We start from the raw sequence: 25,480 nt of genomic DNA, 5'->3' as shown, positions 1-25,480 counted from the left end.
CCGAGGATGCCCGCACCCCGCACCGTTCTGCTCACCGGCGCCGCCGGCGGGCTCGGCACCCTGATGCGGGACCTGCTCCCGGCGTACGGCTACGACCTGCGACTGCTCGATCTGCGCCCCGTCGAGGGCGCGCCGGACGCGATCGTCGCCGACCTCGCCGACAAGGAGGCCGTGCGCGAGGCCGTGCGGGGCGTCGACGCGATCATCCACCTCGCGGGCATCTCCCTGGAAGCCCCGTTCGAGAAGATCCTCCGGGCGAACATCGAGGGCACCTACCACCTGTACGAGGCCGCCCGCGAGGAGGGCGTGAGCCGCATCGTCTTCGCCTCCTCCAACCACGCGGTGGGCTTCACGCCCCGCCCCGAGGGCACCGCACCCCATGACGCGAGCGCGTTGATCCCCATCGACACCCCGCGCCGCCCCGACACCTTCTACGGCCTGTCCAAGTCCTTCGGCGAGGACCTCGCGCAGTTCTACTGGGACAAGTACGGCCTGGAGACGGTGTCCGTGCGCATCGGCTCCTGCTTCCCCGAGCCGACCAGCGTGCGCATGCTCTCGGTGTGGATGAGCCCCGCCGACGGCGCCCGGCTCTTCCACGCGGCCCTGACCGCCGAGAACGTCGAGCACACCGTCGTCTACGGCTCCTCCGCGAACACCCGCCTGTGGTGGGACCTGACCACCGCCCGCTCCCTCGGCTACGAGCCGCAGGACGACTCCGAGCCGTACGCCGAGAAGATCGTCGCCGAGCAGGGCGAGCTCGACCCGGACAACATCGCGCACGCCTACCTGGGCGGCCACTTCGTGAGCGACCCACCCATCTGGCCGTACTGACCGGAACACATCGTCGACATGGCGTCGCGAGCGGCGGGGGGGGCCCCCCCCGCGCCCCCCCCCCCCCCCCCCCGGGGGCGCCGCGCCCCCCCCCCCCCCCCCCCCCCCCCCCCCGCCGGCGCCCCTACCCGTCCCATCCCCAGGGGCTGCCGCCCCTTCGACCCCGGGGCCTTTGGGGGGGGGGGGGGGGGGGGGGGGCCCCCCCCCCCCCCCCCCCCCCCCCCCGCCGCATTCGGGCGTCGCGAGCGCCCGATCTCACGCGCCGCATCACAACCATGCAGGTCCGCGACGGGCACCGCGCACGGTGAACGGGCATACACGGGCAGCATCGGGCAGGCAACAGACCTGGTCAGCGCCGAACCCCCGCTGTAGAACTTCCCCCATGGGCCCCACCGGGCCCGAACGGGCAGCGAAGCGGAAGGCAGGTGTCGATCATGAGCACGCATACGGCGGAAGAACGCCAACGCGAGATCGTGCTCGCCGCACGCCGTGACGGCTCGGTCGACGTGACCGCGCTCGCCGCCGAGCTGGGCGTGGCCAAGGAGACCGTGCGGCGGGATCTGCGCGTCCTGGAGGACCACGGCCTGCTCCGTCGTACCCATGGCGGCGCCTACCCGGTGGAGAGCGCCGGCTTCGAGACGACGCTCGCCTTCCGCGCCACCAGCCATGTCCCCGAGAAGCGCCGGGTCGCGGCCGCCGCGGCCGAGCTGCTCGGGGACGCCGAGACGGTCTTCGTCGACGAGGGCTTCACCCCGCAGCTCATCGCCGAGGCCCTGCCCACCGACCGGCCGCTGACCGTGGTCACCGCGTCCCTGCCGGTCGCGGGCGCCCTCGCCGAGGCGGAGCACGCCTCCGTGCTGCTGCTCGGCGGCCGGGTGCGGCCCGGCACCCTCGCCACGGTCGACCACTGGACGACGAAGATGCTGGCCGGATTCGTCATCGACCTGGCGTTCATCGGCGCCAACGGCATCTCCCGCGAGCACGGCCTCACCACCCCCGACCCGGCGGTGAGCGAGGTCAAGGCGCAGGCGATCAGGGCCGCGCGCCGCACGGTGTTCGCGGGCGTCCACACCAAGTTCGGAGCGGTCAGTTTCTGCCGGTTCGCCGACATCGGCGCGCTGGAGACGATCGTGACGAGCACGCTGCTTCCGGCCGCCGAGGCACATCGGTACTCGCTACTGGGACCTCAGGTCCTCCGCGTCTGACCTTCCAACTCATGTCCCCTGCAAGGCACATCCATTCCCGACAGCGCCCTTTATCTCCCCTATCTCCTCATACGTCATCCCTCCATACGTCCCCCATATGTCCAGGAGCGATCCATGCGAACCCAGAGCCGGCGGAGGTCGCGAGCCACGCTCGTCGCGGCCGCCGCAGGGACGCTGCTCGCCCCGCTGCTCTCCGGCTGCTGGGTCGGAGCCGGCGGGGCCGGGTCGGGCGGCGACTCGATCAACGTCCTCATGGTCAACAACCCCCAGATGACCGAGCTGCAGAAGCTCGCCCCCCGCTTCACCGAAGAGACCGGCATCAAGGTCAACTTCACCGTCCTGCCCGAGAACGACGTCCGCGACAAGATCAGCCAGGACTTCGCCAACCAGGCGGGCCAGTACGACGTCGCCACCCTCTCCAACTACGAGATACCGATCTACGCCCGCAACGGCTGGCTGCAGGAGATGAATTCCTACGTCGCCAAGGACCCGGCGTACGACGAGCAGGACGTCCTCAAGCCGATGCGCCAGTCCCTGACCGGCGACGACGGCAAGCTCTACGGCCAGCCCTTCTACGGCGAGTCGTCCTTCCTGATGTACCGCAAGGACGTGTTCCAGAAGGAGGGGCTGACGATGCCCGCGCACCCCACCTGGCAGCAGGTGGCGGACCTCGCCGCGAAGGTGGACGGCGCCGAGCCGGGCATGAAGGGCATCTGTCTGCGCGGCCTGCCCGGCTGGGGCGAGGTGATGGCCCCGCTCACCACCGTGGTGAACACCTTCGGCGGCACCTGGTTCGACAAGGGCTGGAAGGCGCGGCTGGACTCCCCCGAGTGGCAGAAGGCGACGAAGTTCTATGTCGACCTGGTGCGCGAGCACGGTGAGTCGGGGGCCGCCCAGTCCGGCTTCGCCGAGTGCCTGAACAACATGACCCAGAGCAAGGTCGCCATGTGGTACGACGCCACCTCCGCGGCCGGTTCCCTGGAGGCGGCGAAGTCCCCGGTCAAGGGCAAGGTCGGCTACGCACCCGCGCCCGTCGAGAAGACGGAGTCCGCCGGCTGGCTCTACACCTGGGCCTGGGGCATCCAGCAGGCGTCCCGCAACCCCGACAAGGCCTGGAAGTTCGTCTCCTGGGCGTCGAGCAAGCAGTACGAGCAGCTGGTCGGCGACGAGATCGGCTGGTCCAACGTCCCGGCCGGCAAGCGCGCCTCCACCTACGCCAACCCCGCGTACCGCGAGGAGGCGGCCGCCTTCCAGGAGATGACGAAGGAGGCCATCGAAGGCGCCCGCCCGAACGACCCCGGCGTACAGCCGCGCCCCGCGCCCGGCATCCAGTTCGTCGGCATCCCCGAGTTCACCGATCTCGGCACCAAGGTCTCCCAGGAGATCAGCGCGGCCATCGCCGGACGCCAGTCCGTCGAGTCGGCCCTGAAGAAGTCCCAGCAGCTCGCCGAGAAGATCTCCGAGGAGTACGAGGGGCGATGACAGCGACGACAACGGCCCCCGTGGCCACGACACCCGTGCACACGACCCGCAGGCCCTCCGCCCGGCTGCGCGCCTGGGCGACCCGAGCCCCCCTGCTGCCCGCCCTGATCTTCATGATCGTGGTGACCCAGCTGCCCTTCGTGGCCACGCTGGTGATCTCGTTCTTCGACTGGAACTCCCTCTATCCCGACGCCCGCCAATTCGCCGGCATCGACAACTACCGGGAGGTCCTCACCGACGCCGACCTGCGCCAGTCGGTGTGGACGACCGTGCTGCTGACGGCCGCGGTGGTGCTGGCCAGCCTGGTCCTGGGTCTGGTCCTGGCACTGCTGCTGGACCGGAAGTTCAAGGGCCGGGGTGTGGTCCGCACCCTGCTGATCGCCCCGTTCCTGGTGGTACCGGTGGCGGCGGCCCTGCTCTGGAAACATGTGCTCTACAACCCCGAATACGGCCTGTTCAATGGGTTGTTGCACTATGTGGGCGGCCCACAACCGGACTGGATCTCCAACACACCACTCCTCGCGGTCGAAGCCTCCCTCGTCTGGCAGTGGACGCCGTTCATGATGCTGATCCTGCTGGCCGGCCTGCAGAGCCGCGACAACGAGCAGATCGAGGCGGCCCGGGTCGACGGCGCGAGCGACTGGCAGATCTTCCGCCACCTCACCCTCCCCCACCTGCGCCGCTACCTCGAACTCGGCGCCCTGCTGGGCTCGATCTACATCGTCCAGAACTTCGACGCGGTCTTCACGATCACGTCCGGCGGCCTGGGCACCGCCAACCTTCCCTACACCGTCTACCAGAGCTTCTACCAGGCCCATGAGAACGGCCTCGCCTCGGCCGCGGGCGTCCTGGTGGTCATCGGCTCGATCATCATCGCGACCTTCGCGCTGCGCGTGGTGTCGTCCCTGTTCCGCGAGGAGGTGTCACGCGCATGAGTGCAGCAGCCGTACGACTTCGTACTCCCAGCCGCCGCAAGGGAGTTGGCCTGGGCCTGGTGGCCTGGCTGCTCGGGATCCTGTTCTTCCTGCCGATCGCGTGGATGGCCCTGACGTCCTTCCACTCCGAGCAGGACGCGGCGACCAACCCGCCGTCCTTCGCCGCGTCGCTGACGCTGGACGGCTACCGGGAGTTCTTCGGCGCGGGCGGTGGGGCGAGCCCCTGGCCGGCGCTGATCAACTCGACGGTGGCGTCCGTCGCCTCGACCCTGTTCGTCCTGGTCCTGGCCCTCCCGGCGGCGTACGCCCTCTCGATCCGCCCGGTGAAGAAGTGGACGGACGTCCTGTTCTTCTTCCTGTCGACGAAGATGCTGCCGGCCGTGGCGGGCCTGTTGCCGCTCTACCTGTTCGCGAAGAACACGGACATGCTCGACAACATATGGCTGCTGGTCATCCTCTACACCTCCATGAACCTGCCGATCGCGGTGTGGATGATGCAGTCCTTCCTGGCGGAGGTCCCGGTCGCGATCATCGAGGCGGCAAGGGTGGACGGCGCGAGGCTGCCGACGATCCTGACCCGTGTCGTAGCCCCCATCGCCCTCCCGGGCATCGCAGCCACAGCCCTCATCTGCTTCATCTTCAGCTGGAACGAGCTGCTGTTCGCCCGAGTACTGACCGGCGTGGTGGCGGAGACCGCCCCCGTCTTCCTGACCGGCTTCATCACCAGCCAGGGCCTGTTCCTGGCGAAGGTGTGCGCCGCGTCGCTCGTCATCTCCCTGCCGGTGCTCGCCGCGGGGTTCGCCGCCCAGGACAAGCTGGTCCAGGGCCTGTCGTTGGGAGCCGTGAAATGAAGGCCGCCGTCATCGAGTCCGTGGGCAAGGCCGTCGTCGCCGAGGTCCCCGACCCGACGCCGGGCCCGCGCGAGGTCGTCGTCGAGGTCGCGGCCTGCGGCCTGTGCGGCACGGATCTGCACATCCTCCAGGGCGAGTTCGCGCCCAAGCTGCCGATCGTGCCCGGACACGAGTTCGCGGGGGAGGTGGTCGGGGTCGGCACCCAGGTCACGGAGGTGTCGGTGGGCGACCGGGTCGCGGTCGACCCGTCGTTGTACTGCTACGAATGCCGCTACTGCCGCACGGGCCACAACAACCTCTGCGAACGCTGGGCGGCGATCGGCGTGACGACGGCGGGCGGCGCGGCGCAGTACGCGGTGGCCCCGGTGGCGAACTGCGTACGGCTCCCCGAGCACGTCCGCACCCAGGACGCGGCACTGGTGGAACCCCTCTCGTGCGCCGTCCGCGGCTACGACGTCCTCCAGTCCCGCCTCGGCGCCCACGTCCTGATCTACGGCTCGGGCACGATGGGCCTGATGATGCTGGAGCTGGCCAAGCGGACGGGGGCGGCGAGCGTGGACGTGGTGGACGTGAACCCGTCCCGCCTGGAGACCGCCCGCAGGCTCGGCGTCTCGGCCTCCGCCGCGAACCCCGACGAACTGGACCGCCCACAGGGCTGGGACCTGGTCGTCGACGCCACGGGCAACGCGGCCGCGATCCAGGACGGCCTGGACCGGGTGGCGAAGGCGGGCACGTTCCTGCAGTTCGGGGTGGCGGACTACGCGACGCGCGTGACGATCGACCCGTACCGCATCTACAACCAGGAGATCACGATCACGGGCTCCATGGCCGTCCTGCACAGCTTCGAGCGGGCGGCGGAGCTGTTCGCGAACGGGGTGCTGGATCCGGAGATCTTCATCAGCGACCGGATCCCGCTGGAGCGGTATCCGGAGGCGTTGGAGCAGTTCGCTTCTGGGGTGGGGCGGAAGATCGTGGTGGTGCCGTAGGGTTTTCCGCCCCCGCCAGTGGGCTCTGCCCCCTGGCGGGGGCGAAGGTCCGGGGGGGATGGGCGTCGGCCGGGCCGGCCGTCCCTGCGTTCGCGCGCGAGGCGCGTTGGAAGATCCGCTCGTGGTGTGATCGTCGCCACAGAGACGACGAGTGCCGAGCGGACAGGGCTGGTTGTGGAACTTTCCCTGCGTGACCGGATACGCGCCGGCGATCCGGACGCCTTCGCCGAACTGTTCGGCGCGCATGCCCGGGCCGTCTACGGTCATGCCGCCCGCCTGTCGGCGGACCGGGGCCTTCGCCTCGGGCGTGGTGGTGGCCCTCGTCGGCGTGGGGACAGCGTCGCGCCGGGCGTCCCGGGTGAAGCCGCTGGAGGCGATGCGGGAGGCGGCCGTGGACAGCCGGCCGATGACGCGGCGCCGCTGGGTCGCCGGGCTGGCGGCGACGGCCGTGGGCGCGGTCTGCTCGGTGGGCACGGCCTTCGCGGGGGCCGACGCCATCGTGCTGCTGGCGCTCGGCACGGCGATGAGCCTGACAGTCGGCCTGACCCTCCTCGCACCGGTGCTTGTCGGACCCGTCATCGGGGCACTGACCCGGCCGCTCGCCCGGCGCCCCGGTGCGACGGCTGTGCTCGTACGCGAGAACATGATCACCGCGGTGCGCCGAACCTCCGCCACCGTCGCCCCGGTGCTGGCGACCGTCGCTTTCGCCGTACTGATCACCAGCACCGTGCAGACGACCCGGAGTGCCGACACCTCCCGGCAGGCCGCGGCCGTACAGGCAGAGGCGGCGGTGGTGCCCAGAGGAACGCCGGGCCTGTCGGACGCGGCGGTGGCCCGGGGCGAGGGCACGTCACTGCTGTCGACGACCGTGTACGGCGGTGACGGCGGAGCGGCCCTGTCCGCGGCCGGGGTGTCGTCCGGTTTCGAGCGGGTGTACGCCGTGTCCGCGCCCTTTGGCGAGACGGTCGTCGTCACGGAGGCAGTGGCGGCCGCGCACGGCTGGCGGAAGGGCCAGGTCGCCCCACTCACCCTTGAGGACGGCCGTACGCGGAAGTTGCGTGTGACGGCCGTGGTGGACGACTCGATGCCGTACCAGGTCCTCCTCCCTCGCGACCTGGTACGCGACCACGACCCGTCCGCACTGGCGGACGTCGCCTACCGCACGACCCACGCCCCCACACCCCTCCCGTCCGGGCTCAGCGCCGACGAGGTCTCCGTGGAGGCGTACGCGGCCTCGGACGACGCCGAGGAGGACCGGCTCGTGTGGATCTTCACCCTGATGCTCGTCGCCGTATCGGCGGGCTACACGGCGATCGCCGTCGCCTCCACTTTGCTGACGGCCACCGCGGGCCGGGTGCGCGACTTCCGCGTACTGCGCCTGTCCGGTGCGACGCCCCGCCAGGTGCTGCTGGCCCTTACAGCCGAAACGTGCTGTGTCGTCACCCTGGGCGCGGCCCTGGGCCTGGCGGCGGCCGCCCCGGCCCTGTTCGGCACGGTCCACGGCCTTCGCCAGGAGCTGGGCCTGCCAGTGGAGTTGTCGCTGGCCTGGCCCTGGCTCACGGGCGTGGTGACAGGCTGCCTGCTGCTCGGCACGGCGGCCACCGTCCTCCCGGCCCGCGTCGCTCTGCGGCGTATGCGGCGGGCGTGAGCAACCGTCCGCAGGGCCCGCAGGAAGCCGCGATCATTTTGTGGTGCGGTTCCCGTCGGCGTTCGAACTCAGCCCAGCGACCTGTGCAAGCACCTCAAAGGTGCTGCTTCGCTGAGCCGACGAGTCGGCTGATGTCGTCACGGGTCCGTGTTCTCAGCTCGTCCAGCTCGGCCATGAGAGTCGTCGGCGGCTGTCGTTGTCGGCTGGCCTCGGACGGCCCAGAGACGGCCCGAGGCTCGCAGATCCGCGAAACGGACCCTTCGGACGCGGGCGCGAGCCCTCCGCCGCCGGTCGGAGCCGGGATTGCCGTTCGCGGAGCACCTCGGGGCGGCCTAGGCTGAGATCAAGGGCCCTCGACTGGAAGGGAACCTCAAGATGCATTTCGTCCTGATCGCGACCCACACTCCGGAAGTCTGTCCGACCTCCAACGCGACAACGCGCGACCTGATGCTGCAGACCGCCCCTGACATCCCGAACCTCGCCCAGAAGGCGGGCGTCGAGATCGTGGCCGGCCCCTTCGTCAACCGCGAACACACGATTGTCATCGTCGTGCAGTCCGACAAGGTCGAGAACGTGGACCGCTTGCTGATGGAGTCTCGCCTCCCTCACTGGAACCGCGTCCGCGTGCTGCCGTCGCTGACCATGGAGGAAGGACTCACCGAAGTCGAAGCGCAGACGCCGATCTTCTGAACCCATTCGCTCAGGCACGCGACCGGTGTTCGATGGGGCGCCGAGCCGCACCATCGCGCAGACGAACACTGTCGGCCCCTGCCTTTCGCCCTCTTCATGGCCGCGTGCCGCCATCTCGGTTTGAAGATCGCGTATGCGGACCGGACTGAGCTGGAGAGACGCTGACCTGCTCGTTCTCGGGAAGCTGCCGAGGTTCCCCGTTGTTCCGCAGGTCGCTGCCCGATGACGTCACATGGTGCTTGGAGCCGGGGCGGCTGCGGTCGACCGGCGATGGCCCCGCGTGAGCCCCCCATTGAGTGCCCTCACGTGTGAGCCGTCGATGGCGCAGTCGTCCATGTCCGCGAGTTCGGCGCGGCGGAGCTCGATGAGCAGGACCTGGTGAAGGCGAGGCCAGACTCCTGCTTCGGTCCACTCCCGCAGGCGACGCCAGCACGTGACGCCACTGCGGCAGATCGTCTCGGCTGGTACGTCTCGCCAGGTCACACCCTTGCGGAGCACATACACGAGGCCGGCCAGTGCGCCCCGATCGTCCACGAGATCGTCAGCGACATGGCAGCCCGGGCCCGACAACCGGCTCAACTACCAGCCACCATGCCGAAGTCAACAAGTAATCAGAAAGGCCGTCCGGTGTTCGCGACATCTCAAGACCGGCTGGCCGCGTTGTCGGCCGGATCCTCATCGTGTAACGGAGGGCTTGACCTGGGCCTTGGTCGTGGAGCGGGTGACGAGAATCGAACTCGCGCTCTCAGCTTGGGAAGTGACGGTGCTTGCGCGGGGAAGCGGCTTCTGCGTCGAGCCACATCACTTGCCCCGGTCCGGCGCGCCTTCATCGCGGGCTCAGTCGAGGGTGGCGAGATGATCGGCGTCCCCGCCTCGCCACTCGACCAGGAAGATGGTCGCGTCGTCACTCGTGGTGCCGCCACGTTCCTGCTTCAGGGTGTGGGAGAGCGCTCGCACCACCGTCCGTACCTGGGTACGGTCGCGGAGGACGCGGTTGGTCCACTCGATGAGCTGCTCCTCACCGAACTGTTCCCTGCCGGTCTGGTGCTCCTCGAACAGGCCGTCGGTGAAGCACAGCAAACGGTCCCCGGGTTGCAGAGTCCGTTCACTGACCACCGGGTCCTCACCGCCGAAGCCGACCGGCAAGGTGGTCGGGCTCTCCAGCCGGTCCACCACAGCGCGGTCTCGGATCAGGAACGGAGCCGGGTGGCCGGCGTTGACCCAGTGCAGCCGGCCTGTGGCGATGTTCAGAACCATCATCTGTGCGGTGACGAAGTGGTCGGGACCGAACTGCTCATCGATGGCCTTGTCCATGAACGCGTACACCTGGGACAGATCGGTATGGGCCCGTCGCGTGTGGCGATAGGCACCGATGGCCACCGTCGCCATGGTCGCCGCGTCCAGCCCGTGGCCCATCGCGTCGATCATGGCCACGTGAAGGATGTCGCCGTTGAGGGCGTAGTCGAAGCTGTCGCCGGCCACGTCGTAGGCGGGCTCCAGGATCCCGGCCACCTCGACCTGCGGAACGGTCATCGACAGCGGGGGCAGCAACGACCACTGGATCTCCGCGGCCACGCTCATCGGGGCGCTGCGGCGGGCCTGGAAGAACAGGTCGGTGTAGGCGTCCTTGGTGACGATCATGTCCGCGACGAGACCGGCGAGTCTGCGGAGCAGCCGCCGGTCGTCGTCATCGACACTGTCCAGGGTGACGGCCATCGCCCCGATCTGGTCGCTGCCGTCCAGCAGCGGCAGGTACATCCGCACACTGCCGTCCTGCGGCACCTCTACCGTTCTGCGGCTCAGGAACGCCTCGCCGGCCGGGGAGTCCTCGACCGGCTCGGGGCCGCCGACCTTCAGCCTTCGGCCCCGCAGCGGCACCAGCAGCACCTGTTCGTAGTCCTGCAGGAGGATGGAGACCTCCCGCCCCCCGACCCTGGCCACCTCTTCCGCGACGAGTGGGGCGATCAACTCCGGCGGCATCTCGTGGGCCCGGTCCAGCAGCACCCCCAGCAGCCGTTCGCCAAACCCCTCCGACCGGTCCACCCCGATCCTGTCCGGCTTGCGCCCACCGTCCGTCATCGCTGTTCTGCTTCCCTTCGTCCCGGGGCATGGGGATGCCGGCCGGAACGGCGCCTGCAATATTCCGACCACATGTCCCGACGAAACGCACACCCCGACCCGCTCGGATCCAACCGGCGGTCAACGGCGATCAGCGTGGCCCGACGCTGCCGACCGGCACAGGCTTGCATCGCCGACCGGTGCAACGAGCTGATTACGCCACAGGCGGCATGTCGCCCCCAAACACCCGTCGCAACAAGAGGCTTGGGCCGACGGGGACATGGGTGCGAGAGGCCCTCCTCGCCCTCCGGAAAGTGGGACGGGTGACGGCCCGGCCCAGGCTCTGGGACGGCTGTGGCGGCACAGGGCTCCGGGAGCGGGTTCCGGGGCGGATGCACCCGGCGGACCCGTAGGTCCGGGTCCGCCGGGAAACACGGAGGCGATGCCACAACGGCCCCGGCGTATGCACACCGGGGCCGCCCTTCCGGGCTCTGGCACGTGAGAGTGCACTCGCCCACTTGCTATCGTATGCCCGATACGCGTGAAATGTTCTCGCAGTGCCCGGGGTGGACGGTATTCGCTGACGCGGGCGTCAGGCAGCGCCTCTGACGCCCGGAGCGACGAAGCACCTGTGGAGCGGGAAGAACTCCGGCTCTCTTGCGCACCGCGTCGTACAACTCGGGCGTGATCTCGGGCCAGACAAAGGTCATGCAGCTCGCGGTGTTGCCCGGACCGGAAGTGCGCTGGTGGTTTGTCTCGGGCGGTGTCGACAGGGGCGGAACCGGTTCGGCTCCCAGTAGGGGTGTGTGGCCCCTGTGTGGATCGACAATTCGTCCGGGTCGCTCGTGTCGCCCTCTCTACCATGAGTACTCCAACGGGGGACGGGGGATTCGTGGAGGACACGCGACTCAGTGAGCTGGCCGCCCGCGTACGGGAGTTCGGCGACGGCGGAGAGCCGCAGCGCGTACTCGAAGACGATGCCTTGGCTCTCGCGGTGAATCTCTTCTCCTCGGTCGACGGGCGCCCCGAAGAGGCCGACCCCGATGTCCTTCACACCATTGCCGCGTTCTATTAGGCGCGCTCCGTGGCGCACAGGAACGGCGCCCTTGCCGCTGAGGACCTCGAGACAGCCATCGGTGTGTTCGGCCTGCTCTACCTGGTCGATCACCGGCGAGTGCCGCGTGAGCTGTGGCCCCGGTTCGCCGATGAGACCGGGTACGACCCGTGGAGCGACCCGCTGGACCATGCGGCAGATCTGGTCGTCGATGCCGAGGAGACGGGTGACGTCGTTGCCCTCGACCAGGCCATCAGTCTGATCAGGACCGTGGCGGACAGCGGTGACAACTCGTACCGGGACACCCTCCACGGCCTCGCACTCCAACACCGCGCGGCTCTCCCCGACCGTCCTGCGGTGGAACGGAGCGCCGACGCCGATGCCGCGGTAGAGCTGCTGGCCAGGGTGGCCGCTCTCCCGGAGCCGTCGGCCCTGCGGCGCGTGAGCCGCCGATCATCCTTCGCCGATGCCCTCGTACGCCGCTTCGAGGTCGCAGGGGACATCAGGGATCTCGTTCGGGCCGAGAGTGCCTGTCGGGATGCTCTCGTGGACGCTGCCGGGGACGCCTCCGCGTATGCGCGTGCGGCAGCCGGACTCGGATCGGTTCTCGGCCGTCGCGCGGAAGCAGTGGCAGCAGTGGAAGCAGTGGAAGCGACAGTCGGGGAGGGGGACGACGTCGTAGCCCTGCTCCGCGAAGCGGCCAGGTGGTTGCGTCAGGCGGTCGACCTGACGAACGGCGCCCATCGCGAGGCGCACCTCGCCAACCTGAGCAGAGTCATGAGACTTCTTCTCGAGTGGACTTCCCGCGCCAGGAGAGCCGGCGGGGCCGACGAGTCTCCCCAGCCCGACGCCCCAGCCGTGGCTGAGGACGGCGTGCCCCACGCGGACGATCCCGAGGTTCGGCGCCAGGCCCGGACCCTGGTCGCGCTCGCCGGACAGCTCTCGGCGCGCGTGGTGACAGAGAGCGAGGCCATACGCCGGGTGAAGGACCCGTCACTCGTGCTCTCGGAGGCCGCTGTCGAGTCCGTGGTGTTGGGAGCCATACGTCGGGTGAGTGCCGGCGAGCCGCGTGACGCGGTGCCGGCGCTGACCCTCGCGCTGGAGGCTGCGCACGCCCGTTGGGCCGCGAGACCGGGAACGCCCTGGTGGTGGGCGGCCGATGCCTACGTCGAGGCAGGACGGCTCGCACTGATCGACGTGGCCGACGGGCTGCTCTTCCGCCACGTCTGTGCCGTTGCGGACGAACAGATCGCCGTGCTGCGCGAGAGCGGCCGCGCCGAGGACGTCACCGAACTCGCGGAGACACTGTTCGCCGCTGGGCTGCTGCGCGTCAGCCCGTATCTGGGGAACATGTCGGGACTGACCTTCGAGTCGGCCCACGATCTGTGGCGCGAACGCCAGGCTCGGCACCGCTCGATCCACCCCGACGATTCCGGCGCGCCGGAAACCGCGGAGATGCCTCCTCCCTTGGTCGCCGCCGAGGAGGCGCTCCCGTATCTGCGCGAGGCCGCCGCACTGTCGCACGGGCACCGGCGGGGGCGTGTCCTCAAAGCCCTGGCCGAGGCGCTGTCCATGGTCGCCGGCCTCAGGCAGGAGTCGCGCGACGAGGAGATACGGGCGGCTGCCCGTGAGGCGTGCGACCTGCTGGATCCGGCCGAGGATCCCCTCACTCATCTGTACCTGCTGAGAGTCCTGTGCCTACTGGGTGAGCTCTCGCTGCCCGGCGACGTTCAGGACCTGCTGCCCCTGCCGCTGGCCGCCATCCGTGACCGGCAGGGGATGCGGGAGGCCGCGAGCGTCTTCGCCGAGGCGCTCACGCTCGCCGAGGAGGCCCGTCGGCCGGACCTGGAGTTCCAGCTGATCGAGATCGCCGACCGCGAACTGCCGGACCTGCCCGGCGATTCCTACCGCCGGCGCCGCTGGGCCAGTGAAGTGCACTGCCTGGCGGACAACCGCATGCGCTGCTCCCCGGGGCCGATCCGAGTGGAGGTGGCCGCGGGACAATTCCGCACCATCGCGGACCGGGACGGCTGGCCTCCCGAGCAGCGCGCGGCGACCTTCATCCATCTCGCAGCGCACGCCCGCGGAAGCGATGAGGAGCACATCGGCCGCGCTCTCATAGCGGAGGCACGGGAGGTGGCTCCTGAGCTGTTCGGCCAGTCTCCACCGGCACTCGACTACCTCGACGGCACGCTCTCGTACGACATGGGACTGCGCACGTCGGCGACGGGACAGCATGCCCTCGCCGCAGGTCACTTCGCCGACGCACTTGCCGCCTATGCCTTGTGCGGCCAGATCGACATGGCGCTGAACAGCCTCGATGCCGGGCTGCGCGGTGCTCTGGCAGCCGACGAGAACAACGCCGGCGAGGCCGTGGCGGCACTGATCCCCGCCGCCGTATGGCTTCGGGGCGGCATCGACGAGGTCATCGGCTGGAAGCTCCGGGATCTGTACCAACAGCTGATCGTCAAACTGAGCGGTTCCACCATCTCGTACGGCCTGATGATGGCGCTTCACCAAGCCGCCAAGGGACTCGACTTCACGGTCATCACCGCACGGCCCGGCCCGTTCACCCCCACCGCGCCACTCTCGCGGCTGCTGGCCCGCATCAGGGCGGACGAGTCGCGGCTGTCCGAACCGCTGGGCGAGCCCGAACTGCCGGGCCCCGACGAGGCGATGCTCTTCTACGTTGGCACCGGCGAGTCCGAGCCCGGAAACGACGCCGAGACGGAGCACCGCAACATGCAGCGTGCCGCGGACCGGTGGATCAGTCAGGAACTCCTCTCCTCAGGCCGCATGGACCGTATGCCGATGATGTTCCCCGACGAGTTGCAGGCGCTCCTGACCGAGGACACGGTGCTGCTCTCGCTGTATCTCGGCCACCACCACCGGGACGGCACCGAGGCGCCGGTGACCTCGCTGTCCGGCATGGCGGTGACTCGCGACGACATGGAGCACCACACCGTGCTCCTGCCGAACTTCGAAGCCGGGCTCATCCGCTTCATGCGCGCGGGGCACACTCTCTCCGCCCACCCGGTGGCCTTTCACGTCGCTGCCCTACGACAGGGCGTCGTCGCGGACCCGTTGCATCGGCCGGTCAGCCGTGACGCACAAGGGCGACTCAGGGACGACAGCGTCTCTTATCTGGCGGCCTTCACTGCTTCGCTGGACAGCTGGTGGGCCCAGGGAAAGCGGCACTTGTGCATATGGCCCAACGGCCCGCTGCACTACCTTCCTTACCACCTCCTGGAGGTCAACGGCCGTCCCCTCGCCGAGGACTGGACGGTCACCCAGGTGCCGAGCCTGGGCTTCCTCCGTACGCAGGCACCCGGACTCCACCGTCCGTCCGGGCGTGGGCTCGTGGCCTTCGCGTCCGCGGCCGGGGGTGCCCGGCACGGGCTTCTCGCGCAGGACGCCCTGGAGACACACGCCGCCCAGGTCGCTGCGGCGATGGGCGGTCACACGGTGCTGGGAGCCGCGGCGACACCGCGGCGACTGCTCGGCGAACTCGCCGACGCGCGGTACGTCCATGTGGCCGCGCATGGGGCACACAACGAGTGGGCGTCGTGGTACCAGTGCCTGTTCCTGTCGCCAGATGCGGACAACGACGGTCGTGTCTTCGCCCACGACGTCCTCCAGGCAGACCTGCGGGGCGTCGAACTGGTGACGATGAGTTCCTGCGAATCCGCCCTGGGCCGGTTCGACGTCAATGACAATCTGCGCGGCCTGCCCGCCGCGTTCCTGGCCGCCAGCGCCTCGGCCGTCATCGGGTGCCTGTGGCCGGTCCACCCGCAGGTGGCCACGGAGTTCTTCGGGACGCTCTACGAGTGCCTTGCGCGGGCACCGGACCGGCGGGCCGCCTTTCGCACCGCGCAGTCGACCGTCCGCGCCCGCCACCCGGCCTACCGGGACTGGGGCTCGTTCTGCTTCATCGGCGACTGGCGCCACTCGGATTCGAACCACGGAGCTGCTTCGTGACCCATCTGGAACTGCCCCTGACCCCGCTTCACGAGATCGACCTGGTGGAGGTGCCCCGGCTGCAGTCGCCCGCACCGCAGCATCGCATCGAGGGGCGGGTGTCGCTCAGCACCGCCGTCGTCCACCCACTGACGGCGGAGGAGGCAGCCGCGGGCGAGGCGGAATGGCTCGGCTTCCTGACCGCGGAGTCGTCGCACAGCGACTATTTCCTCCTCAGCCTCACGTGCGCCTTCCGCCCACCGGCACATGGCGATCCCTTCGCCGACGCTGCCGTCGGCGTGCTCCTGGAGTCCCCCGGTGAGCCTGCGGACCGACAGCCGATCGCCTGGTCGATCTCTCCCAAGAAGCGCTCCCACCCGGTAGACCGTGCCACCACCGTTGGGCTGACCGCCAAACTCGCGATCATTGAATCCACGCTCGAAGTCACCCCCGGCCAAGGTCGGGAGGAACTCATCGTCATCGGAATGGGCGAAAGGGACAGCGACCCGGAATGGCGCGTCAAAGCGACCAGCCGTCACGCCCTGATCGGTGACGAGACCTTCACCCTGATCGTCAAGGCCACCGCCGACGCACCAGTCCAGGCTCATATGACGGTGGCGGCCACCATCAAGCATCGCCGCTTTGGCCTGATCCCCTACCGGGCAGATCTCCCCGCCACATTGCGAACCATCGACCTGCGCGGCCGGACCGACCCGCGGGACGGAGACACGAGGGTTGCCTCGGGTACGAGCGGCGCCTGAGGCAGAGCGCGATCAGCGCCTCGACATGGACCGGACAACAACAAACCCCAGGTCACTGACCTGGGGTTTCAATCTGGAGCGGGTGACGAGAATCGAACTCGCGCTCTCCAGACCCGCATCGTCTCTCAAGCTGGTCCGGACTGTTCGTCGCGACGGCGAGGTTGCGGTGCTCGCCCTCGGCCCCAAGCATGGCCTCAGGGGAACAGCGACAGAGCCCCTCGAAAGGGGCACGTCCCGGGAAGACATGAGAGCCATGACGCTTCTTGCGGCCCGGCCCGCCGCCCGTCGCCGGACAAGGCGCACTCGACCGGCAGGCGTGCGATCGGCATGACCGACGACGACCGGCCGCTGCGCTGTCTGGTCACCGGCGCCACCGGTTACCTGGGCGGCAGGCTGGTGCCGGAGTTGCTGGCGGCCGGGTACTCGGTGCGCTGCCTGGCCCGCTCGCCCGGCAAGCTGCGGGACCATCCGTGGGCAGGGCAGGCGGAGGCCGTGCGCGGGGACGTGACGGACGAGGAGTCCGTGCGCGCGGCCATGGACGGAATGGACGTCGCGTACTACCTCGTGCACGCCCTGGGCACCGGGCGGGGCTTCGAGGAGACCGACCGGCGCGCGGCCAGGATCTTCGGTGAGCAGGCGCATGCTGCCGGAATCCGCAGGATCGTCTACCTCGGCGGGCTGACCCCTTCCGGCGTACCCGAGCACGCGCTCTCACCGCATCTGCGGTCCCGCACCGAAGTGGGCCGCATCCTCCTGGCCTCGGGCGTACCGACCGCCGTACTGCGGGCAGCCGTGATCATCGGGTCGGGTTCGGCCTCGTTCGAGATGCTGCGCCATCTGACCGAGCGGCTCCCCGCGATGGTGACCCCGAGCTGGGTGCGTACCCGCATGCAGCCGATCGCCGTCCGCGACGTGCTCCGCCTCCTCGTGGGATGCGCGCGGCTGCCGTACGACGTGAACCGTGCCTTCGACATCGGCGGGCCGGATGTCGTCACGTACCAGGAGATGATGCGGCGGTACGCCGCCATCGCCGGGCTGCCGAGGCGCGTCATCGTCCCCGTTCCGCTGCTCACCCCCCGGTTGTCCAGCCTCTGGGTCGGTCTGGTCACCCCGGTGCCGGGCGCTCTCGCGCGCCCGCTGGTCGAGTCGCTGAAGCACGAGGTGGTCTGCGCCGAGCGGGACATCGTCCGTCACGTGCCGGACCCGCCGGAGGGACCGGTCACCCTCGACCGGGCGATCCGGCTGGCTCTGCGGCGCGTGCAGGACGCGGACGTGGCCACCAGGTGGTCCTCGGCCTCGACTCCCCGCGCCCCCAGCGACCCGCTGCCGACCGACCCCGACTGGGCGGGCGGCAGCCTCTACACGGATCACCGCGAGCGTACGGTCGCGGCGTCGCCGCAGGCGCTGTGGCGGGTGGTGGAGGCGATCGGCGGCGAGAACGGCTGGTACTCATCGCCGCTGGCCTGGTCCCTGCGCGGCTGGCTGGACACCCTGGTGGGCGGTGTCGGCCTGTGCCGGGGCCGCCGGGACGCGATCCGGCTGCGGGTCGGCGACAGCCTGGACTTCTGGCGAGTGGAGGAGATCGAGCCGGGCCGGCTGCTTCGGCTGCGCGCGGAGATGCGGCTGCCGGGCCTGGCCTGGCTGGAGATGGCCGTCGACCCGGGTCCACAGGGGTGCGCGGTGTACCGGCAGCGCGCCCTCTTCCATCCGCACGGCCTGGCCGGGCACGCCTACTGGTGGGGCGTGGCCCCGTTCCACGCCGCGGTCTTCGGCGGCATGGCCCGCAACATCGCGGCAGCGGCCGAATCGGCCGCTCCTGGACCGGTTCGCCCCCGCTGAGGGGATCGAGGAACCTTGCGCGTCTGTGTCGCCCTGTTCCCCCGCGGACCTGCGGTTGCACGACAACCCGGTCCTGCAGGCCGCTCTGAGGGACGCGGACCGCGTGGTCCCGCTCCTCGTCGTCGACGCCGGCATCCGCCGCGCCGGCTTCGCCGTGCCCAACCGGGCGGCGTTCCTGGCCGACAGCCTGGCCGACCTCGACGGGGCCATGCGCCAGCTCCGCCACGAGGGCTGGATGCCGGGCCGGGCCTGACTGCTCGCGGCCGGCACGGACACCCGCTCCAACCGGCTCCTCAACCTCCTTGTCCAGGCACACCGTTTCGACCCCGACGGGGAGTACGTACGCCGCTGGCTGGTACCGGCGTCGGACGAGAAGCATGCTGCACGTTGCACAGCCGGATCGGGGGGATGCGCCCGGCTATCCGCGTCCTCCCCACGAGCCTCCGCGCGCCCTCACACCACAGCGCCTGAATCCCGCGCCCGCCCGCGTCGCTCCAGCGGACTGCGCGCCCCGCTGTCCTCGCTGCGCTTGGGGCGCACTGGCGGCGCCGGGCGGCTGCCCTCAAGCTGCACGGCGATCGGCACGGCGGTGAACACCGTCGATGCCATACCGATCACCACGCCGGCGATCAGCGCCACGGAGAAGTCCGCGAGCGAGTCACCGCCGAGCACGGCCAGGGCTGCCAGGATGAACAGCGCGCCCATACCGGTGTTCACAGTGCGCGGCAGCGTCTGGATGACGGCCTTGTTCGCGGTGGTTTCCAGGTCCGCCGCCGGATCGCGGCGGCGCGCCTCGCGCACCCGGTCGAAGACGACGACGGTGTCATTGACGGAGTACCCGATGACCGTGAGCAGGGCCGCCAGGAAGACGCTGTCGACGGGCCTGCCGAGCCAGGCGAACAGGCCCACCACAAGCAGCACGTCGTGCACCATGGCCGACACCGCCGCGGCGGCGAACGTCCACCGGAACCGCACGCTGAGGTAGATCAGCTGGGTCGCGACGGCGATGCCGAGCGCGATGAGCGCGTGCCGGCGCAGCTCGTCGCCGAGGCTCGGGCCGATCAGCTCGTCCCGCTCGACGGTGACCTCACCGCCATCCTTCGCCAGCGCCGTTCTGATCGTGTGCTGCTGGTCGTTGCTCAGCTCGCCGGTGCGTACCGAGATGTCCCCGTCCCCCGACTCCTGCACCACCGCGCGCGGGAACCCGGCGTCCGTGACCGCCGTACGTGCCGCGTCCACGTCCATGGGCCTGCTGGTGCTGTACTCCACCAGGCGCCCGCCGGTGAACTCCACCCCGAACTCCAGGCCGCGCAGGCCGATTCCGGCGACGGCAACCGCGATCAGCAGCGCGCTGACGCCGAGCCAGCGGCGCCGGTGGTGCACCAGGCGGGGTTTGCGGCGCGCGAGCCAGGCACGCACCCGGCCGGTGGAGGTGATCCCGGTCAGGCCGGGCCGGCCCCGCACGTAGCGGCGCCGGATCGCGAAGTCTGCGAGGACCCGGGTGATCACCAGGGCCGAGATCATCGAGACGAGGACACCTATGGAGAGCGTGACGCCGAAGCCCTTGACGGGTCCGGTGGCGAAGAAGAAGAGCAGCCCGGCCGCGAGCAGCGTGGTCACATTCGAGTCGACGACCGCGCTCCATGCCTTGCCGAAGCCGATGCGCAGCGGCTTGTCCAGGTGCGACGGACCCGACTTCAGGGCGCGGACTCCCAGATACTCCTCGCGGGCACGCTCGAAGACCAGCACGTTCGCGTCCACCGCCATGCCGATCGCCAGGACGAAACCGGCGAGTCCGGGCAGTGTCAGGGTCGCGCCCAGAGCGACCAGTACGGCGTAGGAGATCAGCCCGTACAGCGCGAGCGCGATGGTGGCCAGGGCGCCGAGCAGCCGGTAGACGACGAGGATGAACAGCCCCGTCAGCGCGAGCCCGATGATCGCGGCCTGGGTGCTGGCGGCGATGGCGTCGGCACCGAGCGTGGGGCCGACGGTGCGCTGCTCCACGACCTCTACGGGCACCGGCAGCGCACCGCCCTTGACGAGCGCGGCCAGATCGCGGGCCTCTTCTCGGCCGAAGCCGCCGGTGATCTGCGTGGAGCCGCCGGAGATGCCGACCTCGCACGCCACATCCGCGTTGACGCCGGGCGCCGAGAGGACCTTGCCGTCCAGAACGATGGCGACGCGCCGCTCGGGGGCGCCCTGCGGGGCACAGGCCGCCGCCCCGGTGACCCGTGCCCAGTCCTTGCCTGCCTGCCCGCGGAAGGTGAGGTTGACCATCCAGCCCGACATCGTCTGCTGGTCGAGCACCGCCTCGGCGTCCTTGACGCCCTCGCCGGTGAGGACGGTGGGCCCGAGCTTGAGGAACGCCCCCTTCTGGTCGGGATCGGCCAGGGTGCGCGAGCCGTCCTTGGCCGGCTCCCCCTTGTTTGCGTCCTGCTGGTCCGTCGCGCCCTTCACCGGGTGGACGGTCAACTGCGCGGTGCGACCGATGACTTCGGCGGCCTCGCGCGGGTCCTGTACGCCGGGCAGCTCGACGAAGATCCGCTGCTGTCCGGACCGGTACAGGCTCGGCTCGGACACGCCGAGCGCGTCGACCCGCTGGCGGAGCACCTCCAGGGCCCGCTGGGTCGATTCGGCATTGGCCTCGACGACGGGTGAGTCCTTGGTCTCCAGGACGATCTGGGTGCCGCCGCGCAGGTCGAGGCCGAGGCGGGCGGACTGGGTGAGAGCGAAGAAGAGCGAGGCGGCGATCACACCTAGGGCGACGATCGCCCGCCACATGGGCGCGCGAGACATGAGTTCTCCACGATGGGCAGGCAGACGGAGTCGACGTCTGCCCCGGGCGCGGAGGCGAACGGTCAGGCGTCGATACGGACTTCGGTGCTCCATCGGGACGGCGGGCCGCGCGGGCGATACGCGTGGGCGCCCCGGCTCGCTCCCGCGGCCGCGGCCGCCACGGCCACGGCGGGGCCGCCGACAGCGCGGTGCGGGGCCGCGTCCCCGGTGCCAGGACCCAGGAAGCCGTGGTACGGGTACGGCACGGCGTCGGCGTGGCCGAGCACGGAGTGCGCCACGGCGACGGGTCGCTGCGCGTCGGCGGTCGCGGACGCCTGCGCGGTCGCTGTCGCGGCCGTGCCCGTCGAGGACGGGCGGGGCGCCGGCGTCGACTTGGCCGACACCGGCAGGAGGAAGGTCAGGACCGCGAGCAGCGCGGAGAGCACGACGGCGGCCGGGCGCGTGGGGTGTGCGCGGTGCGGCTGCACGCCTCTTGCCCCCCGGTCAAGTCGTCGTACGGAATCAGCAGTTGAGCACTGTGAGCCGACGGCTCGGCTCGTCCGGCCGTCAGTGACACGAACGCCGTCGGGCGTCCGGAGGTTCCCGACTCACCGCAGGAATGTTGCTCCGTACGTTTGTCGGCGCTCGCCGGGAGGTCACTTCCAGCGGCGAGACCCGCCCCCCTCCCGGTCGCGGCGCGGAAGAGGCCCGTCCACGAGTGCGTCAACGGACCCTCCGTCGATGGACTTCGCCTCGGCGGCGGTGGCCTCCGGGCCGCCTCCCTCAGCCGGAAGGCCGGTCGCAGGTGACGTCCGTGGCCGGCAGGCGGCCGGTGGCCAGGTAGGTGTTGACCGTCGCGTCGGCACAGGAGCTGCCGAAGACGCCGTACACGGCATGCTGGTCCGCGCCACGGAGGGTGACCAAGCGGGAGGAGGACCACATGCTGCGCACCGTCTGCGCGTTCCGGTAGGTGGTACGCGGGTCACCGGTTGCGTTGACCAGCAAGGCCGGAAAGTCGCCGCGGATCGTGGTGGGGCGTTCGCGTGGCGGGTCCCAGAACGCGCACGGACCGATGTTGTTGGTGACGGGACCGAACAACGGGTCCTGCGCACGGGCACGTTGGACATCGCGCCAGTACACCTCGGGAGAGCGCGGCGCGGACGCGTCTCCGCACAGGATCGCTGTCTGGGCACTGCCGTATGCGGAGTCGGATCCGTTCAGCAGGAAGCCGAGCGTTTCGGCCAGCCACGGCGAGGGGGCGACCGTGTGGCCGTCGGCGGCGCGACGCATGTCCCGTACGGCCTGCGCGAGATCGGCGTAGGCGGCGTCGTTGTCCTGTGAGAGGCCGTTGAAGACGACGAGGGCACCAGATGCTCATCCACCCGGTGGGCGCCGATCGGCAGGGGCGTACGTCCGGCCGCCGCCTGGACGCTGTCCACGGCCGCCAGCACCTCGCCAGGGGTGCGGCCCAGACCGTAGGCGGTGTCGCGGGCGGCTGCCCAGGAGGCCCAGCCCTTGAGAGCGTGCCGGTTGGCCGGTTCCGTGCCGCGCAGCAGCCGGGGGTTGTAGCCGTCCGGAGCGACGACGCCGTCCAGCACGACTCGGTCGGTGCGGCCGGGGAACATCGTGGCGTACACCTGGCCGAGGTAGGTGCCGTACGAGTATCCGAGGTAGGAGATCCTGGGCTCGCCGAGCACGGCGCGGATGACGTCCATGTCGCGTGCGGTGTTCCGGGTCGTGACGTACGGCAGGACGTCGCCCTGGGACGTCCGGCAACGACCGGCGAGTTCCTCGGCCAGGGCCACCGCGCGGTCGAACCCCGCACGGTCGATCCCCGCGCCGCGTATGAAGGAGCCGGTGGGCCAGTGGCAGTCCAGCGGTGTGCTGCGGCCGACGAAACGGGGGTCGACGCCCACCACGTCGTACCGCTCACCGACCTGCTTCATCGCCGTGCGCACCCACGGCGGGTCGCCGATCGTCTGCCCGCCGGGGCCACCACCGTTGAGCAGCAGCGCGCCCACGCGGTGGGCCGTGTCGGTGGCCCGGCTCCGCGAGATCGCGACAGTGATCGCGCGGCCGTCCGGGTCGTCATGGGTCAACGGGACGGTGACATCGGCGCACTGCGCGCCCGCCTGCTGGAGTTCCTTGCCGGTCTCGTCGTCGGGTCCGAGCAGGCAGCTCTTCCAGTCGAGGTGCTGCCGGTGGTAGCGGGCGAGGGGGTCCGCGATCGCAGGGGCGGGTTCGGCCGCCGCTGCGGGCGACGCGGCGACGGTGAGCGCCCCGACCAGGCACAGGGCGGCCCCTGCCGCGGTGCGCGACACGAGCCGGTGCAGGCCGCCGGCCGTGGAACCGCGCGGTCCGGAGCGGATGGTGCATGCCCTGGCGGTCGGCAGTCGCGACGGGGTCCTGTTCACCGACGACATCCGTTGCCCATTGCATGTCGAAGACCTGGCCGCAGCCTTGTGGGAACTCGCGCTCTCCGACGCGGCCGGTGTGTCCCACCTTGCCGGGCCAGATGCCCTGAGCCGCCACGACCTCGGTGTCCTCATCGCCCGGAATCAAGGACTTGACGGTGTCCGACTGCCTGCCGGGCGACGAGCCGACACCAACCTGCCCGGGGCGATCGACGTACGCCTCGACAGTCGCGCAACGCAGGAGCGATTGCAGACCAGGCTCCGTGGCGCCCACGAGTTCCTCCGCTGAATCGGCCGCATCATTCACCGACCGGCCAGGGCGCTCGATCAGAAAGTCTGGGAGTACCGCCTCAGGAGAGACGCTGGGGCACTTTGCCGATGACCTGCGGCTTCTCCGGTCGCGCCGTGAAAACCGTTGGGGCTACCGCCCCCTTCCACCTACCATCCCGACCATGCCCCGACCCTACGGATTCACCTACCAGGAACACGCGAACGGCACCGTCCACATCACCCACCACGGCCGCCCCGCCACCACCCTGAACGGCCCCCGCGTCGCCCAGTTCCTCGCCGAAGTCGAGGCGGCCGACCCTCAGCTGGTCATGGCCCGCTGGACCGGGAACTACAAGCACGGCAACGAGCGCACGGCCCGCAATCACCCCCGTAACCGCCGCTGACCCGAACGGTCGCGGGTAAGGGAACGGTAAATCGCCCCCGCTCGTTCACCGGGCATGACAGCTATGACCCCCGGCTCGAACATCCCTCTCTCCACCACCCGGGTGACGGTGGACGTCGCCGCACCGGTGCGGCTCGACGTATCGGGCCTGCTGCTCACCGCCGACGGCAAGGTGCGCTCCGACGACGACTTCATCTTCTACAACCAACCCCAGGGCCCGGGTGTGACGTACCGCTCGGGCGGCGGCACCAGCCCCGACGCGATCACCGTCGACACCACGGCCGTTCCCCCCGGCATCGAGAAGATCGTCGTCACCGCCAGCCCGGACGCCGCCGGCCAGACCTTCCAGGGCATCGAACCGACGGCCACCATCCGCAACGCCGACGACAACAGCGTCCTGGCCACCTTCACTCCCCCGCAGCTCGGCACCGAGACGGCACTGGTGATCGTCGAGGTCTACCTGCGCAACGGCGCGTGGAAGGCCCGCGCGGTGGGCCAGGGCTACGCCAACGGCCTGGCCGGCATCGCCACCGACTTCGGCGTCACGGTCGAGGAACCGGCCCCGGCCCCGGCTCAGACACCGGTGGCTCCGCCGCAGCCCACCATGCAGCCCCCGGCCACCCCGCCGGCCCCGCCCATGTCCACGCCCGCGGCCCCGACGACTCCGGCCGCTCCCCCGGCACCCCCCGCCCCGCCCGCCGCCCCCGCGCCCGGCGCCGGCAAGATCAACCTCGACAAGGGCCGCGTCAGCCTCCAGAAGAACCAGACGGTCTCCCTGATGAAGGGCGGCCAGCCCCTGCTCTCCCAGGTCAAGATGGGCCTCGGCTGGGAGCCGGCGTACCGCGGCAAGGACATCGACCTCGACGCCTCGGTCATCGCCTACGGCCCGCAGCGCAACCACATCGACAGCTGCTACTTCGGCAAGCTCCAGATCGTGCAGGGCGCCATCCGCCACTCCGGCGACAACCTCACGGGGGAGGGCGGCGGGGACGACGAGGTCATCACCGTCGACCTCGGGCGGCTGCCGCAGGAGGTCACCGGACTGGTCTTCACCGTCAACTCCTTCTCCGGCCAGAAGTTCACCGAGGTCGCCAAGGCCTACTGCCGCCTCCTCGACGCCGCGACCGGCGAGGAACTCGTCCGCTTCGACCTGACCAGCGCCGAGCCGCAGACGGGCGTGATGATGGCGAAAATGATCAGGCAGTTCTCCGGCGAGTGGGAGATGACGGCCATCGGCGACTTCGTGAAGTCCCGCACGGTGCGGGGGATGGTGAAGCCGGCGGCCCAGGCACTGTAGGACGTGATCGGCCGGCCTTCAGGG

17 protein-coding genes and 4 pseudogenes are annotated in these 25,480 nt (G+C 70.3%); 16 read left to right on the top strand and 5 right to left on the bottom strand.

Annotated elements, in window-relative coordinates; genetic code table 11:
* Positions 1-6: 6 nt before the first annotated feature.
* The 8 genes from ACIA8X_RS19450 to ACIA8X_RS19415 all read left to right on the top strand — a co-directional run bounded on the left by ACIA8X_RS19450 (position 7) and on the right by ACIA8X_RS19415 (position 8,628).
* Positions 7-831 (top strand): NAD-dependent epimerase/dehydratase family protein, encoded by an 825-nt coding sequence (locus ACIA8X_RS19450; protein ID WP_399458728.1) that lies wholly within the window; start codon positions 7-9, stop codon positions 829-831.
* Between the two features lie 434 nt (positions 832-1,265).
* A complete protein-coding gene (locus ACIA8X_RS19445; protein WP_393442932.1) occupies positions 1,266-2,036 on the top strand; it encodes a DeoR/GlpR family DNA-binding transcription regulator in 771 nt (256 codons plus the stop codon).
* A 114-nt stretch (positions 2,037-2,150) separates the two neighbouring features.
* Positions 2,151-3,518, top strand: coding sequence for an ABC transporter substrate-binding protein (locus tag ACIA8X_RS19440; protein WP_393442930.1), 1,368 nt, complete (start codon positions 2,151-2,153; stop codon positions 3,516-3,518).
* Complete coding sequence (locus tag ACIA8X_RS19435) at positions 3,515-4,453, top strand: carbohydrate ABC transporter permease (protein ID WP_393442928.1); 939 nt, start codon at positions 3,515-3,517, stop codon at positions 4,451-4,453. The genes ACIA8X_RS19440 and ACIA8X_RS19435 overlap by 4 nt, the downstream gene beginning before the upstream one ends.
* Positions 4,450-5,304 carry a carbohydrate ABC transporter permease gene (locus tag ACIA8X_RS19430; RefSeq protein ID WP_393442926.1) on the top strand — a complete coding sequence of 285 codons (855 nt, stop codon included), beginning with the start codon at positions 4,450-4,452 and terminating at the stop codon, positions 5,302-5,304. The genes ACIA8X_RS19435 and ACIA8X_RS19430 overlap by 4 nt, the downstream gene beginning before the upstream one ends.
* Positions 5,301-6,290: a zinc-dependent alcohol dehydrogenase family protein gene (locus tag ACIA8X_RS19425; RefSeq protein WP_393442924.1), complete on the top strand. Its 990-nt coding sequence runs from the start codon at positions 5,301-5,303 to the stop codon at positions 6,288-6,290. The genes ACIA8X_RS19430 and ACIA8X_RS19425 overlap by 4 nt, the downstream gene beginning before the upstream one ends.
* Before the next feature lie 244 nt (positions 6,291-6,534).
* On the top strand, positions 6,535-7,938 hold the full coding sequence (locus tag ACIA8X_RS19420) for an FtsX-like permease family protein (protein ID WP_399458727.1): 1,404 nt from the start codon (positions 6,535-6,537) through the stop codon (positions 7,936-7,938).
* A gap of 375 nt (positions 7,939-8,313) precedes the next feature.
* Positions 8,314-8,628 (top strand): hypothetical protein, encoded by a 315-nt coding sequence (locus tag ACIA8X_RS19415; RefSeq protein ID WP_393442918.1) that lies wholly within the window; start codon positions 8,314-8,316, stop codon positions 8,626-8,628.
* A 229-nt stretch (positions 8,629-8,857) separates the two neighbouring features.
* On the opposite strand, the pseudogene ACIA8X_RS19410 reads toward ACIA8X_RS19415, so the two are convergent.
* Both ACIA8X_RS19410 and ACIA8X_RS19405 read right to left on the bottom strand, forming a co-directional pair.
* Positions 8,858-9,162 (bottom strand): annotated as a pseudogene (locus tag ACIA8X_RS19410) (transposase); the annotation flags it as partial.
* 303 nt (positions 9,163-9,465) lie between these two features.
* On the bottom strand, positions 9,466-10,707 hold the full coding sequence (locus ACIA8X_RS19405) for a PP2C family protein-serine/threonine phosphatase (protein ID WP_393442916.1): 1,242 nt from the start codon (positions 10,705-10,707) through the stop codon (positions 9,466-9,468).
* A gap of 841 nt (positions 10,708-11,548) precedes the next feature.
* On the opposite strand from ACIA8X_RS19405, the gene ACIA8X_RS19400 reads away from it, so the two are divergent.
* The 5 genes and pseudogenes from ACIA8X_RS19400 to ACIA8X_RS19380 all read left to right on the top strand — a co-directional run.
* Positions 11,549-11,761, top strand: coding sequence for a hypothetical protein (locus ACIA8X_RS19400; RefSeq protein ID WP_393442914.1), 213 nt, complete (start codon positions 11,549-11,551; stop codon positions 11,759-11,761).
* Positions 11,762-11,770: 9 nt separating this feature from the next.
* Positions 11,771-15,718, top strand: coding sequence for a CHAT domain-containing protein (locus tag ACIA8X_RS19395; RefSeq protein ID WP_399458726.1), 3,948 nt, complete (start codon positions 11,771-11,773; stop codon positions 15,716-15,718).
* Entirely contained in the window at positions 15,715-16,458 is a 744-nt protein-coding gene (locus tag ACIA8X_RS19390; RefSeq protein WP_399458725.1) for a hypothetical protein, read from the top strand. Before ACIA8X_RS19395 ends, ACIA8X_RS19390 begins: the two co-directional genes overlap by 4 nt.
* 327 nt (positions 16,459-16,785) lie before the next feature.
* Entirely contained in the window at positions 16,786-18,297 is a 1,512-nt protein-coding gene (locus ACIA8X_RS19385; RefSeq protein ID WP_399458723.1) for an SDR family oxidoreductase, read from the top strand.
* Positions 18,298-18,312: 15 nt separating this feature from the next.
* Positions 18,313-18,514, top strand: a pseudogene (locus ACIA8X_RS19380) (deoxyribodipyrimidine photo-lyase); the annotation flags it as partial.
* A 236-nt stretch (positions 18,515-18,750) separates the two neighbouring features.
* On the opposite strand, the gene secD reads toward ACIA8X_RS19380, so the two are convergent.
* From secD to ACIA8X_RS19365, 3 genes and pseudogenes are all read right to left on the bottom strand, one after another.
* The gene (gene secD, locus ACIA8X_RS19375) at positions 18,751-21,093 is read right to left on the bottom strand and encodes a protein translocase subunit SecD (protein WP_399458722.1); all 2,343 of its coding nucleotides are present in this window, start codon (positions 21,091-21,093) and stop codon (positions 18,751-18,753) included.
* 62 nt (positions 21,094-21,155) lie between these two features.
* Positions 21,156-21,560 carry a hypothetical protein gene (locus ACIA8X_RS19370; RefSeq protein ID WP_399458721.1) on the bottom strand — a complete coding sequence of 135 codons (405 nt, stop codon included), beginning with the start codon at positions 21,558-21,560 and terminating at the stop codon, positions 21,156-21,158.
* Positions 21,561-21,855: 295 nt separating this feature from the next.
* Positions 21,856-23,393, bottom strand: a pseudogene (locus tag ACIA8X_RS19365) (alpha/beta hydrolase).
* 40 nt (positions 23,394-23,433) lie between these two features.
* Here ACIA8X_RS19365 and ACIA8X_RS19360 point away from each other — a divergent pair.
* The 3 genes and pseudogenes from ACIA8X_RS19360 to ACIA8X_RS19350 form a co-directional block, all read left to right on the top strand.
* Positions 23,434-23,775, top strand: a pseudogene (locus ACIA8X_RS19360) (dTDP-4-dehydrorhamnose reductase); the annotation flags it as partial.
* Positions 23,776-23,938: 163 nt separating this feature from the next.
* Positions 23,939-24,160, top strand: coding sequence for a hypothetical protein (locus ACIA8X_RS19355; protein ID WP_393442902.1), 222 nt, complete (start codon positions 23,939-23,941; stop codon positions 24,158-24,160).
* Between the two features lie 63 nt (positions 24,161-24,223).
* Positions 24,224-25,456, top strand: a complete 1,233-nt coding sequence (locus ACIA8X_RS19350) for a TerD family protein (protein ID WP_399458773.1) — start codon at positions 24,224-24,226, stop codon at positions 25,454-25,456.
* Positions 25,457-25,480 lie beyond the last annotated feature (24 nt).

The sequence above is a fragment of the Streptomyces sp. NPDC051738 genome (assembly GCF_044453205.1).
Lineage (GTDB): Bacteria > Actinomycetota > Actinomycetes > Streptomycetales > Streptomycetaceae > Streptomyces.
This window is presented reverse-complemented; position numbering and strand designations above follow the sequence as displayed.

Coding starts and splice junctions, on each gene's coding strand:
- ACIA8X_RS19450 (WP_399458728.1), top strand. CDS start 7: ATGCCCGCACCCCGCACCGTTCTGCTCACCGGCGCCGCCGGCGGGCTC.
- ACIA8X_RS19445 (WP_393442932.1), top strand. CDS start 1,266: ATGAGCACGCATACGGCGGAAGAACGCCAACGCGAGATCGTGCTCGCC.
- ACIA8X_RS19440 (WP_393442930.1), top strand. CDS start 2,151: ATGCGAACCCAGAGCCGGCGGAGGTCGCGAGCCACGCTCGTCGCGGCC.
- ACIA8X_RS19435 (WP_393442928.1), top strand. CDS start 3,515: ATGACAGCGACGACAACGGCCCCCGTGGCCACGACACCCGTGCACACG.
- ACIA8X_RS19430 (WP_393442926.1), top strand. CDS start 4,450: ATGAGTGCAGCAGCCGTACGACTTCGTACTCCCAGCCGCCGCAAGGGA.
- ACIA8X_RS19425 (WP_393442924.1), top strand. CDS start 5,301: ATGAAGGCCGCCGTCATCGAGTCCGTGGGCAAGGCCGTCGTCGCCGAG.
- ACIA8X_RS19420 (WP_399458727.1), top strand. CDS start 6,535: ATGCCCGGGCCGTCTACGGTCATGCCGCCCGCCTGTCGGCGGACCGGG.
- ACIA8X_RS19415 (WP_393442918.1), top strand. CDS start 8,314: ATGCATTTCGTCCTGATCGCGACCCACACTCCGGAAGTCTGTCCGACC.
- ACIA8X_RS19405 (WP_393442916.1), bottom strand. CDS start 10,707: ATGACGGACGGTGGGCGCAAGCCGGACAGGATCGGGGTGGACCGGTCG.
- ACIA8X_RS19400 (WP_393442914.1), top strand. CDS start 11,549: ATGAGTACTCCAACGGGGGACGGGGGATTCGTGGAGGACACGCGACTC.
- ACIA8X_RS19385 (WP_399458723.1), top strand. CDS start 16,786: ATGACCGACGACGACCGGCCGCTGCGCTGTCTGGTCACCGGCGCCACC.
- secD (WP_399458722.1), bottom strand. CDS start 21,093: ATGTCTCGCGCGCCCATGTGGCGGGCGATCGTCGCCCTAGGTGTGATC.
- ACIA8X_RS19355 (WP_393442902.1), top strand. CDS start 23,939: ATGCCCCGACCCTACGGATTCACCTACCAGGAACACGCGAACGGCACC.
- ACIA8X_RS19350 (WP_399458773.1), top strand. CDS start 24,224: ATGACCCCCGGCTCGAACATCCCTCTCTCCACCACCCGGGTGACGGTG.